The organism is Vibrio sp. FF145 (genome assembly GCF_041439075.1).
Lineage (GTDB): Bacteria > Pseudomonadota > Gammaproteobacteria > Enterobacterales > Vibrionaceae > Vibrio > Vibrio tasmaniensis_A.
This window is the reverse complement of record NZ_JBGONH010000024.1, coordinates 38,896-55,284: the sequence shown is the minus strand read 5'-3', so window position 1 is coordinate 55,284 and position 16,389 is coordinate 38,896. Positions and strand designations below refer to the sequence as shown.

General features: G+C 45.5%; 11 protein-coding genes. 9 read left to right on the top strand and 2 right to left on the bottom strand.

Annotated elements, in window-relative coordinates; all coding sequences use genetic code 11:
• The first annotated feature begins 18 nt into the window (after window positions 1–18).
• From ACED42_RS11010 to recD, 5 genes are all read left to right on the top strand, one after another.
• Window positions 19–1,014 carry a TDT family transporter gene (locus tag ACED42_RS11010; RefSeq protein WP_371702555.1) on the top strand — a complete coding sequence of 332 codons (996 nt, stop codon included), beginning with the start codon at window positions 19–21 and terminating at the stop codon, window positions 1,012–1,014.
• Between the two features lie 127 nt (window positions 1,015–1,141).
• On the top strand, window positions 1,142–4,654 hold the full coding sequence (gene recC / locus ACED42_RS11005) for an exodeoxyribonuclease V subunit gamma (RefSeq protein WP_371702553.1): 3,513 nt from the start codon (window positions 1,142–1,144) through the stop codon (window positions 4,652–4,654).
• Between the two features lie 6 nt (window positions 4,655–4,660).
• Entirely contained in the window at window positions 4,661–4,822 is a 162-nt protein-coding gene (locus ACED42_RS11000) for a hypothetical protein (protein ID WP_017084450.1), read from the top strand.
• 239 nt (window positions 4,823–5,061) lie between these two features.
• Window positions 5,062–8,736, top strand: coding sequence for an exodeoxyribonuclease V subunit beta (gene recB / locus ACED42_RS10995; RefSeq protein ID WP_371702550.1), 3,675 nt, complete (start codon window positions 5,062–5,064; stop codon window positions 8,734–8,736).
• On the top strand, window positions 8,736–10,961 hold the full coding sequence (gene recD / locus ACED42_RS10990; RefSeq protein WP_371702548.1) for an exodeoxyribonuclease V subunit alpha: 2,226 nt from the start codon (window positions 8,736–8,738) through the stop codon (window positions 10,959–10,961). The genes recB and recD overlap by 1 nt, the downstream gene beginning before the upstream one ends.
• Window positions 10,962–11,062: 101 nt before the next feature.
• On the opposite strand, the gene ACED42_RS10985 is transcribed toward recD, so the two are convergent.
• On the bottom strand, window positions 11,063–11,254 hold the full coding sequence (locus ACED42_RS10985) for a hypothetical protein (protein WP_008223046.1): 192 nt from the start codon (window positions 11,252–11,254) through the stop codon (window positions 11,063–11,065).
• 281 nt (window positions 11,255–11,535) lie between these two features.
• On the bottom strand, window positions 11,536–12,873 hold the full coding sequence (gene argA, locus ACED42_RS10980) for an amino-acid N-acetyltransferase (RefSeq protein ID WP_304568669.1): 1,338 nt from the start codon (window positions 12,871–12,873) through the stop codon (window positions 11,536–11,538).
• Window positions 12,874–13,034: 161 nt separating this feature from the next.
• Here argA and ACED42_RS10975 point away from each other — a divergent pair, with 161 nt between their 5' ends.
• The 4 genes from ACED42_RS10975 to csdE all read left to right on the top strand — a co-directional run bounded on the left by ACED42_RS10975 (window position 13,035) and on the right by csdE (window position 16,267).
• Window positions 13,035–13,508, top strand: a complete 474-nt coding sequence (locus tag ACED42_RS10975) for a DUF2850 domain-containing protein (RefSeq protein WP_009848358.1) — start codon at window positions 13,035–13,037, stop codon at window positions 13,506–13,508.
• Between the two features lie 257 nt (window positions 13,509–13,765).
• Window positions 13,766–14,878, top strand: coding sequence for a murein transglycosylase A (gene mltA, locus ACED42_RS10970; RefSeq protein WP_009848359.1), 1,113 nt, complete (start codon window positions 13,766–13,768; stop codon window positions 14,876–14,878).
• Between the two features lie 113 nt (window positions 14,879–14,991).
• Window positions 14,992–15,801 (top strand): tRNA cyclic N6-threonylcarbamoyladenosine(37) synthase TcdA, encoded by an 810-nt coding sequence (gene tcdA, locus ACED42_RS10965; RefSeq protein ID WP_371702545.1) that lies wholly within the window; start codon window positions 14,992–14,994, stop codon window positions 15,799–15,801.
• Between the two features lie 37 nt (window positions 15,802–15,838).
• Entirely contained in the window at window positions 15,839–16,267 is a 429-nt protein-coding gene (gene csdE / locus ACED42_RS10960; RefSeq protein WP_371702544.1) for a cysteine desulfurase sulfur acceptor subunit CsdE, read from the top strand.
• Window positions 16,268–16,389 lie beyond the last annotated feature (122 nt).

The window sequence follows — 16,389 nt, the reverse complement described above, 5'->3', positions numbered from 1 at the left end:
AGTTTAAGAGAGGCTGACATGATTCAACGTATTAAATATAGATTAACAGGAGCTCCAACACCCATGGCAGGGTTAGCACTCGCAATTGCAAGCTTAGGCTGGTGTTGGGATGGTGTTTTAGTCGCACAAGGTATTTTGCACACACCGGGTTTGGTGCAGTGGATCAGTGCTGGCATTGCGGCGGTATTACTTCTTGTTTTAGCAGTGAAATTTTTGATTCACGGCCACTTATTACGTGAAGACCTTGCTCACCCTGTTGTTGGCAGTGTTGTACCCACATTCGCGATGGGTTGTATGGTGGTGTCTGCTTCGTTGGCTCCAATCTCTCAATTCTTACAAGAAGCTGTGTGGCTCGCTTCGGTAGCGTTACATGTCGTGTTCTTGGTGAGCTTCTTATACCACAGAGCTAAAAACTTTGAGATTCACCACATGGTGCCAAGTTGGTTTGTGCCACCAATCGGTATTATCGTGGCAGACGTTTCTTTTTCAGGTAACCCGATCTTAGAACCCGTTGCTCACGCGACTTTAGTCTTTGGTTTATTGGTTTATGCCGTAATGCTACCTCTTATGATCTACCGTTTGATCTTCTCTTATGAAGTACCTGACGCAGCAAAACCAACCATTGCGATTATGGCGGCACCAGCAAGTCTATCTTTAGCAGGCTACCTAACGGTGACGGCAAATCCTTCGCCAGTGATCATTGGGTTACTCTTTGGCATTGCAGTGTTGATGACGTTTATTATTTACATCGCGTTTTTCAAACTACTTCGTCTGCCATTCAGCCCTGGCTATGCGGCGTTTACATTCCCAATCGTGATTGGTGCAACGGCGCTATTCAAATTGGCGGCTTGGATGCAAACTGTTGGTGTGGAAACTCACTATGTGGATCAAGTCTTCAACCTAGCCTATCTAGAATTGATTGTGGCAACGTTTGTAGTGGGTTATGTGGCGGTTCGTTATTACATGAATTACAAACCTCACCGTGTTCTAAGTGCGGTAGGCAGTAGATTGTAAGAATCAATAGTTCAAAAGATAAACGGACCTTAAGTTTTCAGTATTTCATAAGCTTATATTCCTAATCCAAACTCGGCACTTATGCTAATCTGGCTTTATATTGTGGCAAGATTAGCGTGAGTGCACTTTGTTTACTGTTTACCATTCCAATAAAGTCGATACTTTAAAAATCCTTCTCGTTCACTTAATCAAAAGTGATCCTTTAGCCAATCCTTTCGAAAAAGAGCAGATCTTGGTTCAGAGCCCAGGCATGTCTCAATGGCTTAAGATGGAACTCGCCAAAGAGTTTGGTGTAGCAGCAAATATCGATTTCCCACTTCCAGCAACCTTCATTTGGGATATGTTTACCCAAGTGCTTCCTGATGTACCTAAACGCAGTGCTTTTAACAAAGAAGCGATGACGTGGAAGTTGATGAGTTTACTACCCGTTAAGCTTGACCACCCTGATTTCTTGCCTCTGCAACGTTATCTTGAAAATGATGAAGATGACTCTAAGTTGTATCAATTGGCAGAGAAAATTGCCGATATCTTCGATGGTTACTTGGTGTATCGACCGGAGTGGATGGCGATGTGGGAAGCGGGAGAGCCCGTTGCTGAATTGGTCGATGATGAAGGGCAGCAAGAGCACCCTTGGCAACCGATTTTGTGGCAAGCGCTCTATGAGCAAACCTTGTCTCAAGGCCAATCTAAATATCATCGTGGCAACTTGTACCACGACTTCATTGAAGCGCTAGCTAATCAACAAGGTAAATTGCAACATCTGCCTAAACGCTTATTTGTGTTTGGTATCTCTTCGTTGCCTCCTCGTTACATGGATGCGTTGAAAGCACTCGGTGAGCAGATTGATGTGCACTTGATGTTTACCAACCCTTGCCAACATTACTGGGGCGATATTCGCGACCGTAAATATTTGGCAAGAGTTGAAGCGCAGCGTCGTAAGCAGTTTGCGTTGGTTGATGGTTTGCCTAAATTGGAGGGTGAAACTTCACCATTGAAAGATTGCATTGAAGCTAATATTGAAGACGAACTGCATACCAGCCAAGCCGTGGGTAATAGTTTACTTGCGTCTATGGGGAAACTGGGCAGAGATAACCTGTTTTTACTATCTCAATCAGACTGCGAAGAGCATGAGTTCTTTATTGATGTTGAGAGAGATAACCTATTGCATCAACTGCAAGCCGATATTCTCCAGTTAGAAGAACATCAAGACGACCACATATTAGATTCCAGTAACCATAAACAGGTTGTTGAACTTGGCGATCGCTCTCTGACCGTACATGCGTGTCACAGCCCAATGCGTGAGGTTGAAGTCCTTCATGATCAGCTGTTGGCGATGTTTGATGCCAACCCGACCCTGAAACCACGCGATATCATCGTGATGGTGTCTGACATCAATGCCTATAGCCCAGCGATTCAGGCGGTATTTGGTAATGCTCCGGGTGAGCGTTATATCCCTTACTCGATCTCTGATAGAACCGCAGACCAAGAAAGCCCAATTCTGACCGCTTTCATGCAATTGGTCGCGCTACCGAACACGCGCTGTTTAGCCTCTGAGTTGCTAGAGCTGTTAGAAATTCCTGCGATGATGGCGCGCTTTGGTATTGATGAGTTTCAATTCGAGCAAGCCAAGCAGTGGGTTGAAGAAGCGGGCATCCGTTGGGGTGTAGACTCTTCTACCGCAACGGAATTTGATCTACCTGCAACCGAGCAAAATACCTGGCTATTTGGTATTCAGCGCATGTTATTGGGTTATGCGATGTCGGACTCTGCGGGTTTGTTTGAAACCGAACACTCTCCGATTGCCGCTTATAACGAAGTTCAAGGCATTAACGCCGAACTTGCAGGCAAGTTAGCTCACTTTATCGATCGTATTGCCCATTACCGTCAACGTTTAACTGAAACACAATCTATCGATATGTGGCGTGAAACCTTGCTGCAAATGATTGATGATTTCTTTGCGGTTGAACTAGAAGGCGAGGTGGTGCTTAAGTCGATTCGTGATGCGCTTTCTCAATTAAATGAACAGCTTGATGATGCCTTGTATGAGCAAGAGTTGTCGCCAAGCATTATCTACCAGTACCTCAATAATAAGTTATCTGGTGCGCGTATTAGCCAGCGTTTCTTAGCGGGTCAAGTTAACTTTTGTACCTTGATGCCGATGCGTTCTATTCCGTTCAAAACCGTTTGTCTATTAGGCATGAATGACGGGGTTTACCCTCGCTCAATGCCCCCAGAAGGTTTTGATTTGATGAGCGGCCAAACTCGCTCGCCGAATGGCGTAGGCAAAAAGAGTCTAGCTCGTCCAGGAGACCGTTCTCGTCGTGATGATGACCGCTACCTATTCTTAGAGGCAATGTTGTCGGCGCAAGAGTGCTTGTACATCAGTTATGTCGGCCGTTCGATTCAAGATAATACTGAGCGAGTGCCGTCGGTATTGGTTTCAGAGTTGATCGAGTACTGCCAACAGAACTATTGCTTAAGTGAAGATCAAGCATTACCAAGTGATGATTCAGGCATCAACCTGACTCAAGCGATCAGCTTTGAACACACCATGACACCGTTCAGCCCTGCTGCGTTTACTCAAGGTGATGCGAGCCATGTATTGAGTTATGCCAAAGAGTGGCTACCTGCGGCTAACCGTTCCGGTGAACGCAGTGGTGAGTTCAATCGCGCATTGGACGACTATTTGTTGGGTGCAACGTATCCGTTGGAATTGGATCTGGTTGAATTACAGCGTTTCTGGCGCTTACCGGTGCAGTACTTCTTTAATCGCCGTCTAAAAGTGGTGTTTGAGCCGCCACTTCCTGTGATGGAAGACGATGAGCCATTTGTACTTAATGGTTTAGAGAGTTTCCAACTTAAGGATGCTTTGCTGCAAGTGCTGCTAGACCACCCTGAAGGCGCAGACGAAGCCGTTCGATTGTTTGTCTCTGAGCAAAAAGCACAGGGCCGATTACCGGTCGGCGCTTTCGGGGATATCGAATTTGAAACCAACCGTGTTCAAGCGGAAGACTTAGCCAAAGAGATTCGATTTGTGAGTGGTTCGCCGCAGCAAGATCTCGAAGTGAATATCGAGTTTGACGTGTTAGGCGAAGGTAAACCTGTTCGCTTGATGGGTTGGTTAACTCAAAACTATCAATCAGGTCTAGTGCGTTTCCGTAGCGGTAAAATACGCTCTCAAGATTATTTGGCAGCGTGGATTGATCATTTATGTTGTGCAGTGATGGGACACGGAAAAACGACTCATATTATTGGCTATGACAGAAAAGAGGGCGTTGTTCACCAAACGCTACAACCTATCGGCGATGCACAGCAGGCGAAGAGCTTGTTGGCTGAGTTAGTACGATTGTTTTATCAAGGCATGACAGCGCCATTGCCTTACTTCCCGAAAACCGCATTAGCTGGTGTTGAAGCGGGCTTTAGTCGTGGGAAATGGGTCGATGACGAAGAAAAGTCCCTTAAGAAAATGGCCGATACCTTTAATGACAGCTTCGCCTTCACGGGCGAGGGTAGAGATACCTACATCTCACGAATCTGGTCTAAATGGGACGATGAATTGGCTACTGAGTCGCGCATGTATTCAACGCTTGTACTACAGGCGGCAAGGTTGGCTGCTGCCGATCTGGAAGATCAGGAGTAACTGGTTGTGATCGACAAGATCGATAACGAGTGTGCTGAATTAATGAAAAACGAAAGAGAGTTGCTGGTCAGCATTTGGGATGCTTACTTTCCAGGTGAAGGGAATCAAGGTGAAGAGAAGCAAGGTACAGGAAATAAAGTGGCCGCCAGTAAATCATTATTAGTGTAGGGCGTTCGCTGTACGGCCACAGGTCAGAGGGACCATTATTCTGTGGTTCAAAGTAACGCATGAGTACAAAACTCATAGGCGATCCTGAACTCGTGGGCGCATAGTAGCGAGGCGATCTGAATTGATCCGTGAGAGAGATCGCACTAACTATTAACAAATCAGCGTAGGACGTAAATTGAATGACGTTTTCCACGCTAGGTCACATTTGTAACAACACATTTATCAGAAGGCAGTAAGGCATGACGACCACAAGCAGTGTTCAGGTAATCGCTCCAAAAACACTCGATACCATGACGTTTCCACTTCATGGCGCGCGTTTAATTGAAGCATCGGCGGGTACGGGTAAAACATTTACTATTGCTGGCTTGTATTTGCGCTTACTGCTGGGGCACGGCACTGCTGCGCCGCAAGGTGATCTGACGGAAGCTACACGACACCATGAGCCACTAACTGTAGACCAAATTCTAGTGGTGACCTTTACCGAAGCGGCTACCGCTGAGCTGCGAGATCGTATCCGTGCTCGAATCCATGATGCACGGATTGCGTTTGCACGTGGGCAAAGTGACGACCCAGTGATTGCTCCTTTGTTACAAGCCATCGATGATCATGCTGGCGCAGCTAAAACTCTGCTTAACGCTGAAAGACAAATGGATGAGGCCGCGGTCTACACCATTCACGGTTTCTGTCAGCGAATGTTGACTCAAAATGCCTTCGAGTCAGGAAGCCGATTTGATAATGAATTTGTGACCGATGAAAGCCACCTTAAAGCGCAAGTGGTTGCCGATTATTGGCGTAAACAGTTCTACCCATTGCCAATTCAATTAGCAGGTGAGGTTCGTAATATCTGGGGTTCTCCCGCTTCTCTATTGGCTGACGTAAATCGTTATCTGACGGGTTCTCCACTAAAGCTAACCGTCGAAGCAATGTCGGGCGACCTGCAAACTCTGCACAATCAAAACCTAGATAAAGTGAAGCAACTTAAGGCGTTGTGGTGCGAATCCGAAGCGGACTTTTTGGCTTTGATTTCAGGTTCAGATGTGAACAAGCGTAGCTACACCAAGAAGTCTTTACCGACTTGGTTAGAAGCCGTCACGGCATGGGCGCAGAGCGACACTCATGATTACCAGTTTCCAGATAAACTAGAGAAGTTCTCTCAAGCCACTTTAGTTGAAAAAACACCGAAAGGCACTGCACCTCAGCACGCCGTTTTCGAAGCGATTGAGGACTTCTTAAGTTCTCCTGCAGACCTGAAAGTCCCTTTGTTGGCACATGCGATTACTCATTGTCGAACCATGTTAGCTAAGGCTAAACAGCAGAAACAGTGGTTATCGTTTGATGATTTGTTGACTCAGTTATCAGCGTCGATTGATGTGGATGAGCAATCATTGCTGGTGGAAAGGATTCGCACGCTTTACCCGGTGGCGATGATCGATGAATTCCAAGATACCGATCCGCTGCAATACAGTATTTTTAGCCGAATCTATCTCGATAATCCGCAGTGCGGCTTGTTTATGATCGGTGACCCGAAGCAGGCTATCTATGGCTTCCGTGGCGCGGATATCTTTACCTACATTAAGGCAAGAAACCAAGTTAGTGCTCACTATACGTTAGGCACTAACTGGCGTTCGAGTGCGGATATGGTCAGCGCTGTAAACCAAGTGTTTATGAACTCGGATAGCCCGTTTATCTATGATCAAGATATTCCATTTTTGCCTGTTGCCGCCAGTCCATCGGCTGACAAACGCCAATGGGTGATGAATGGTGAAACTCAGCATGCACTTACCTTTTGGCTGCAAGATGCTGAAGATAAGCCCTTACCGAAAGGCGAATATCACAAGGCAATGGCTGAGGCGACGGCGAGTCAAATTCAAACCATTCTGACCGCTTCTCAAAACGAGCAAGCCTATTTTGATAACGGTAAAAAACAACATGCCGTGAATACGGGTGACATTGCTGTTTTGGTTCGAACCGGTAGTGAAGGTCGTCTGATCAAGAACGCGTTGTCTGAACAAGGCATTGCGAGCGTGTACTTGTCTAACCGAGATAGCGTGTTCACCAGCTTGGTCGCGCAAGATATTCAACGCCTATTGCAAGCGGTGCTGACACCTGAAAACGATCGTGCATTGCGCGCGAGTTTAGCGTCGGAATTGTTTGCTCTGGATGCTGCATCATTAGATGAACTCAACAACGATGAAGTGGTTTGGGAAAACGTCGTTAACGAATTTCGAGAATATCGTAAGTTGTGGCTACAGCGTGGCGTGTTGCCAATGTTACGCAGCGTGATCAGCAAACGACATCTCGCGGAACGCTTACTGGAAGAAGAAAATGGTGAGCGCTCACTCACTGATTTAATGCACATTGGCGAATTGCTGCAACAAGCTAGGCAAGAACTCGACAGCGACTATGGCTTGCTGCGTTGGTTGGCAGAAGCGATATCAGATGCGCAAAATGGTTTAGGTGGCAGTGAAGACGACATTCAACGCCTTGAATCAGAGAGAAACTTGGTTCAAATCGTTACCATTCATAAGTCGAAAGGTCTGGAATATGATCTAGTATTCCTGCCGTTCGTGGCGAGTTATCGTGAAGCGAGTGAAGGTAAGTTCTATGATCACGACTCAGATACTACAGTGCTTGATATTACGGGCAGTGATAGTGCCTTAGCACAAGCCGACAAAGAGCGATTAGCGGAAGACTTACGCTTGATCTACGTAGCGCTTACTCGTGCTGTTTATGGATGTTTCATTGGCATGGCACCGCTACGTAAAGGGCGTTCAACCAAAGAGCCAACTGGCGTTCACTTAAGTGCCATGGGCTATTTGGTTCAAAACGGACAAGAGCAAGGCATCGCCGAGTTACATCAAGCTCTGTCAGCGATTGAGGGTAAGAATTCAAGTGTGCTGCTGTCTGGAACACCGACTGCTCACGAGCACGTATTTGTACAAACAGAACAAGTGAGTGAAGACTTACATGCTAACGAACTCAAGGCTTCAATTGACCGAGCTTGGCGTATCACCAGCTACTCGGGGCTTGTAAAGCAAGGCAGTCATGGTGCTAGTCATGACGCAACCATTGAGGTGTCTGGCTTTGACATTGACTCGGCTGATGAGCAGGATGAGTCTGAGTTGATTGAACCTGAACGCTCTATCTTTACGTTCCCTCGGGGTGCTCGGCCAGGTACTTTCTTGCACACCTTGTTTGAGGATGTTGAATTTACCGAGCCAGCAACCAGCGAACATAACACGCAAGTAATCACTCACTTATTAGAGTCGGAGCAATACGAACTAGAGTGGTTGCCCGTTCTTCAACAACTGGTCGATACCGTTCTTAATACCGCATTGGATGGCAAAAATCTAAAGCTGAGTGAGAAAGACTCGATGCAACGCTTAGTTGAGATGGAGTTCTTATTACCGATCGAAGTGTTGGCCGCATCTGAACTGAATCAAACCATTCAATATCACGATCCGTTATCGGCTAAAGCGGGCGACCTAGGTTTCCAAACCGTGCAAGGCATGTTGAAAGGCTTCATCGATTTGGTGTTCGAGCATCAAGGTAAATACTATGTGCTCGACTGGAAATCGAACCATTTAGGTGATGACGCTGCTGTCTACCATGGTGAGGCATTGAAATCGGCGATGGCCGACCACCGTTACGATCTGCAATATCAAATCTACGCGTTGGCTCTGCACCGCTTCTTACGCAGCCGCGTTGCAGATTACAGTTATGAACAACATTTTGGTGGGGTTTATTACTTGTTTTTAAGAGGAATGGACGGCCAATCTCAACAAGGTATTTTCTCGGCGAAACCTACATTGGCTTTGCTCGATGAAATGGATCAATTGATTGACGGTAAAGTGATAGACAGACGTTCAGCACAATTGAATGACAATGAAACTGGACAGATGGGGCTTCTATAATGACAACAGTGACCACTAATACCTGCACAGAGACAGTGAATTCAGTTAAGCCTGCTTCACTTATCCCTGAGCAGCTCATGGATGTATTAAAGTTCCTAGCGGACAAAGGTTCAATTCGTCAGCTGGATTATCAGTTTGCTCGTTTTATTGCTCAGCAAGCGACGAGTCATTCTCAAGAGGTCGGGTTTCTAGCTGGCGTTGTAAGCCATGAATTAGGCAAGGGGCATATTTGTACTCAGCTTATACAGCAGCATAAGGCAGGCCCTGAACAAACGACAGATCTAGCCCAGTTGCTTGGTTTGTACGGTGAAACGGCACTGCAATTGAACCAAAAACTGTTGGGTATTGATTGGGTGACTGTTCTGCAATCATCTAACCTAGTTGGAACAACCAATGACTGCGTTAAGCCGCTAATGTTTGATGGACAGCGTGTCTACTTACAGCGTTATTGGAACTACGAAGTTGTGTTGGCTGAAACTCTAAACCGTTTAAGTAAGCCAGTAGAGTTCAACTCTGAGCAGAGAAAAGCGCTAACCGAAACACTCAATCAGTTATTCGCACGCAGTTACCATTTTCTGTTTAATACCTTAGCCAAGGCTGAAGCAAACCAACAAACGTCTCAGGTATTACGACAACAACTGATGTGTGACCATCTAGATATTGTGAATGAGCAGGCTTTGGATTGGGGCGCGATAGACCAAGCGATTGTTCAAGCTAAACAAGTGACCGATTTAGATGTGCTGGATAGTCTAGTGCCGTTATCTGCTTGTTTGAATTGGCAAAAAGTGGCGGCATCGGTGGCGTTAAGTCGACGTTTTGCGGTTATTTCTGGCGGACCGGGTACCGGTAAAACAACCACAGTAACCAAATTACTTTCGGCTATGGTCGAGCAATCGCTAAGCCAAGGTAAAACACCGACGATCAAGCTAGTGGCACCGACAGGTAAAGCGGCAGCACGTTTAACAGAATCGATTGGAAAAGCGATTGAACAACTTCCTCTAGCACCTGAAGTGAAGGACAACATACCGACGGAATCGAGCACCTTGCACAGATTGCTCGGCGCTATTCCTAATCGAGCTGAGTTTAGACACAACCGACGCAATCCACTTCACCTTGATATCTTGGTGGTGGATGAAGCATCGATGGTCGACTTATCCATGATGTATAAGCTGGTGGATGCGCTTCCTGAGCATGCAAGGCTTATCTTGTTGGGCGATAAAGATCAACTCGCTTCTGTTGAGGCGGGTGCGGTGTTAGGTGATATCTGTTCATTCAATTCTGTCGGTTACAGCAGCGCGCAAGGTAACTTGATTGCGGAAATGACAGGCTTTGATGCGATAGCTAAACCAAGGCAGCTCAAAACAGGATCGGTTAACCCTCCTGCGATTGCAGATAGTTTGTGTATGCTGCAGAAGAGTTACCGTTTTGATGCACGTTCAGGTATCGGACAGTTGGCAAAGGCGATCAATAACGGCTCTGCGAATCAAGTCGATCAAGTGTTTGCGAAAGGGTTTGCGGATATTGAGAATCATCCCTTGTCGAGTGACAGCTATAACTTGATGCTACGTACTTTAGTTAATGAATATGGTGCGTATCTGAACCGAATGAATGTGCCATTGGAAGAGCTAGAAACTCAAGAAGCGAGAGCCAAATCGGTGCTCGACTTGTTCAGTCAATGTCGATTGCTGTGTTCTATTCGTGAAGGTGACTTCGGTGTTAAAGGCCTCAACCAAAGAATCGAAAGGGCACTTGCCGCAAGACGTTTGGTGAATCCGCATAACGATGAATTGTGGTATCACGGGCGACCAGTAATGGTAACGCGCAATGATCATGGCTTGGGCTTATACAATGGTGATATTGGTATCTGTATGCTTGAGGCTGATGTAAGTAGCTCTTCTTCAATTGATGATAACTCAGCCCCTCGATTAAAGGTGTACTTTGAATTGCCCGATGGCAGTGTAAAAGCTGTACTACCAAGTCGAGTGCCTGATCATGAAACCGCGTATGCAATGACGATACACAAATCTCAAGGCAGTGAATTTGATCTGACCTTAATGATCTTACCGCCAGACTTCAGCCCTATTTTAACGCGAGAACTTATCTATACGGGTATCACGCGTGCTAAGAAACGACTGATGATGTTCAGTGATACCAATGTCTTGAAGCGTGGTATTAAGGTAAAAACAGAGCGAGTGAGTGGTTTAGGAAGTCGACTAACCAACTGACGGTCAGTGGTTTTAGTGGAGGTGTTGCTGGAAGTAAAACGACGAAATAGCAGGGTAAATCGTATACACAAAGCAACCATCCGTGGTTGCTCTGAACGTTATTAGGAATCCGTGCCTAAAAACGCTCGAGTAAACGATATATGGTTTATTTTGTACTTTGCTTGGCAATTCAAAATAAACTCTTTTAGATTTTCGCTCACAGGGAACACGCAGTGTACGTCTAACCCTTCTAAGAATTGGTTATCAGCCATATCCCAAAAACTTTGCAGCGAGTTACAAACAATGGTTCTCATATCAATGTTGCTCTTTTGCTGTTTATATTAACGAGCAGACTGATGACTACTAGCATGCTGATCGTTAACGGGTATAGCAATCCGTGCAGTGACCGCCTGAATGTCATAGATTAAACATTCGGCGGCATTCCAATAAAAACGCTTGTCGATATTCATAAAGCGTGCAAATTCTATACAATTATGGCTGTGAATGAAAGTGCATATTTAATAAATATCACATTGGAAACGATTACATTTGCAATAGATTCCTTATTAAAGTGAGATTTTACTCCAAATTTAATTTACACATTTAACGCTAAGATCTTGGAATTCCTTTGATAGTTGTACAGACCTTGTTTTTCCATTGGTAATTCATCAACAGCAATCTCATAAAAACCCTGTTCACGGAACCAATGAAGGCTGTGTGTGGTAAGAACAAAGATCTGGTCGATATCACGAGATTTGGACTGATGACGCATGTAATCCAGCAGTAACTGCCCACGGTTTCCATCTCGGTAGTCTGGGTGAATGGCGACACAGGCCATCTCTGCCATGTGATCTTCTGGGTAAGCGTATAGCGCAGCGCAACCAATGATCAGACCGTCTTTTTCGATGATGGTAAAACGATGGACTTCTTGCTCTAACTGCTCTCTTGAGCGACGAACTAAGATGCCTTGTTCTTCCAGTGGACGAATGAGGTCAAAGATGCCACCGATATCATCAATCTGAGCTTGTCTGACTTGTTCGGCACTCGCCATGACCACTTGGGTTCCAATACCATCAAAAGAGAATAGCTCTTGGATCAATGCGCCATCGACTTTGTAGCTGATTAAGTGACAACGAGGCACGCCTGCTCGGCAAGCGGAGATCGCTCCTTTCAAGAAGCGCAGTGTTCCGGTGCTCATGTCTTCGGCGGGGTTCTGGGATTCCGTTAAGCGTTCAAGAATTTGCTTGGCGTCTTTAGGGAAGAGTTCGGCGAGTACATTACCGCTTTCGTCAGTCACCCCTTGCTCAGAACAAAAGCCAATCAGTTTGTCGGCTTTCAAACGGATAGCAACTTGTGTCGCGACCTCTTCCGAAAGCAGGTTAAAGCTTTCGCCAGTGACTGAACTGGCAATAGGCCCAAGAAGGACGATGGAACCTTGGTCAAGGGTGCGATTGATCCCTTCGATGTCTATTCGACGAATGCGTCCGCTGTGGCAGTAATCTGTACCATCATCGACGCCTAAGGGTTGAGCGGTGATGAAGTTACCACTCATAACATTGAGTTGAGTTCCTGCCATTGGGGTGTTGTTCAAACTCATTGAAAGGCGAGCGGTGATCGCAAGTTGCAGTTGTCCAGCCGCCTGCATTGCAACACCTAAAGAATATTCATCTGTGACTCTAATATTTTTATGGTAAGGCGTATGGCAGTCTTGTTTCTCTAACAGTTGGTTGATCTGTGGTCTTGCCCCATGAACGAGAACAATCTTAACCCCAAGGCTATGAAGCAGGGCTATATCACTGATAATGTTGCCAAAGTTTCTATCGGCAACTGCTTCACCTCCCAACATAATCACCATGGTTTTACCACGGTGAGCATTTACATAAGGGGTCGATTGCCTAAAGCCTTTGACTAGCGCCGTACTTCTTAATTTCACAGAATAAGTCTTCCTTGTTTATTTATTCGATAATTTAGCATTTAAATTCAAATCTGAACAACAACTTTTTGGAATGAAGCGCAAACTATTCTCATCTAGGCTTCGTTTTATAAACTGTCTCAGTGTACAATGCGTACAGCATCCTTATGAGTCGTAAACGAATGCAAAAAAATCCAGTAAGAAAGAGTAAGATTGATGAGATCGCAAAAGGTCTCTACAGTGGAGCAGAGCAACGCAACAAACCTAAATTGAGACGTAAGCTCATTGAACGCAGTTTAATGGTTTTAGCTTTGGTGGGTTCGTTTGCCGTCGCTTCCTTGTTCGCCGATGTGTTTTATAGAGTGCAAGATGCGATAACACCTAATAGTCAAATATATGGAACTTGGGTCGAGCAAGATGTCGCTCGTTATGCTGCGGACGAGTTTGTGCTGAGTGAAAATGGTGTGTCAGTGCGAGGCTCTGTTGTGTCGACTCATTTTGATTTTGATGGCAAGTACTTCGAATATAAGGCAGGTAATAAAACGTATCACTTTCGCCTAACGAATTCTGATAAAACAGAAATGATGCTTGTATCGGATAATCACTATAATCCAGTCTTTCGCCTTAAAGGTTATATCGATAACTCAGTTCGATAGGTTATCTTATACCAATCGTAGTAAATAACTGGTCACCCTAGCTTGTTAAAAACCTCGATAACTTCGTTAGAATTTTTGATTGTAGAATAACTACTTATCGAAACTTCTTATCGAGAAGAGCTGCCTTGTTCTCAAGATTTTTTCCTACGCTATTTTTGAACACTTACTTACTGTGATTGGTATTATTGTAAACATTTACAATCTAAGATTGTGTTATCTGATCGTTTTTGTCATCCTCGATGCATAGAATATTTAGGATGACTCTTGTGATTAAAAAATGGCTTCCCCTTGTTGCTGCCTCTTTCTTATTTGGCTGTGCTCAACCCACTGATCTTGCCCAACAACACCTTGACGGTGAATTTCCCCGGACCTTAAATAAGGTCGATTTGGTTGAATCTAATAAACCAAGAGACTTCACCGCATTTGCAGAGCAAGCTGAGATGGTGGTTTCTAAATCCCCTTCGATGGCTAAAATCTATGAGCCGCTTTATCAGCAACTCAATGAATGGGCGGTGCTGAGTGGAGAGCCGAGCGAGCTAGCGAATTTTGGTGTTCAAACTGCTCAATTAGGTGGTGGTGATAAACAAGGTAATGTTTTATTCACGGGTTACTTTTCTCCTGTAATGGAACTGCGACATGAAGCAAACGAAGAATACCGATTCCCTGTTTATGGGCTTCCAGAGTGTGATAAAGAGTGTCCAACACGCGAAGAGATCTACAACGGTGCATTAGAAGGCCAAGGTCTTGAGTTAGGTTATTCAGCAAACCGTATCGACCCATTTATGATGGAAGTACAGGGCAGCGGCTTTGTGCATTTCGGAGATGATGACACGCTGCAGTATTTTGCATACGCGGGTAAGAACAATAAAGCTTACGTGAGTATTGGTCGTGTTTTGATCGAAAGAGGTTTAGTGCCACGCGAAAAAATGTCACTGAAAGCAATCAAAGAGTGGGTATTGGCGAACGATCCTGAAGTGGTAAAAGAGCTGCTTGAGCAAAACCCATCTTTCGTCTTCTTTAGCGCGAGAGATGATCTATCCGTAATGGGTAGCGCTGGCATTCCTCTATTACCGATGGCGGCGGTAGCGGGCGATCGCTCTATCTTACCAATGGGAACACCTATCCTGGCTGAGGTTCCGTTACTGAATGCTGATGGTACTTGGAGCGGCGCGCACCAACTAAGACTACTATTGGTTTTAGATACCGGTGGTGCGGTTAAGCAAAATCATTTGGACCTCTACCATGGTATGGGCCCACGAGCAGGAACTGAAGCGGGTCATTACAAGCATTTTGGTCGGGTGTGGAAGCTGGGTCTAGATGGCAGCGCAACCGAAGCGCCTTGGGCTTTGCCTCCTGAAAAGGTCGAGTAAACAATAATAAAATGGGGCATTGAAAGCGAATCGCTAATCCCCTAGACTTTTAATTCAAGAGTGCGTATAAAACGCACTCTTTTCTTTTTCTCAGAAATAAATTGGCGGCAACAATGCGTGAATTGACCACTCCAGCTTCAGAAAACTATGACCAACGATTTGGTGGCACTCGTCGCCTGTATGGCAATAGTGAAGTAGATATACTTAGAGCAGCACACGTGTGTGTGATCGGTATTGGCGGTGTCGGTTCATGGGCGGTTGAAGCGCTTGCTCGTACTGGTTTAGGTGAGCTGACATTGATCGATATGGATGATGTGTGCGTGACGAACATTAACCGTCAAATCCACGCAATGTCGGGCACGGTTGGTAAGAGTAAAATCGAAGTGATGGCAGAGCGCGTTAAGCTGATTAACCCTGAGTGTAAAGTGAACCTGATCGACGACTTTATTGGTCCTGATAATCAGGCTGAATACCTATCGAAAGAGTTCGACTTTGTGCTCGATGCGATTGATAGCATGAAAGCTAAGGCTTCGTTGTTGGCGTATTGCCGTAGCAACAAAATCAAAGTGATCACTACGGGTGGCGCGGGTGGGCAAGTTGACCCGACTCAAATTAAAGTGGCTGATCTGACTAAAACGATTCAAGATCCGTTAGCGAAGAAATTGAAAGACACATTGCGTCGTCATCATAATTTCCCTAAGAACCCTGCGCGTAAGTTTGGTATCGATTGTGTGTTCTCGACTGAGCAACTTAAATACCCTCAAGCCGACGGCAGTGTATGTGCTGCGAAAGCGACCGCAGAAGGTCCAAAACGTATGGATTGCGCGACGGGTTTTGGTGCCGCGACAGTGGTAACCGCGACTTTTGGTTTTGTGGCTGTTTCGCGTATCGTAGAAAAGATCATTCAAAAGCATACTAAGTAACGTCTTCTATTCAATTAATAATCGACTGGATATTAAAATGACCACATTCCCAAGCTCTCCATTCAGCACTGAAATTACCAGTGATGATATTGTCGCGAAGATGCAGACATTCAGCGGTTGGGAAGACCGTTATCGCCAGGTGATTCAATGGGGCAAGATACTGCCAACGATGCCTGATGAACTGAAAAGTGAACAGGTGATTGTATCTGGTTGTGAAAGCCAAGTGTGGTTGGTTTCTCAAAATATCGACGGTGTTTGGCGCTTTTGTGCTGATTCTGATGCGCGTATCGTTCGCGGTCTGATTGCATTAGTGATGGCTGCGTATGATGGAAAAACATCAGAGCAGATTCAAGCGTTCGATATCGATGGATACTTTGAACAAATCGGTTTAATTACCCATCTAAGCCCATCTCGCGGCAATGGATTAAAAGCGATTGTTGCTCAAATCCAAGAGCTAAGTGCTTAACATTTCTTAGATACACAGAAACAAAAAGGGTTGACGCTAAACGCCAACCCTACATAATTTCGCTACTCGCTACTCGCTACTCGCTACTCGCTACTCGCTACTCGCTACTCGCTACTCGCTAC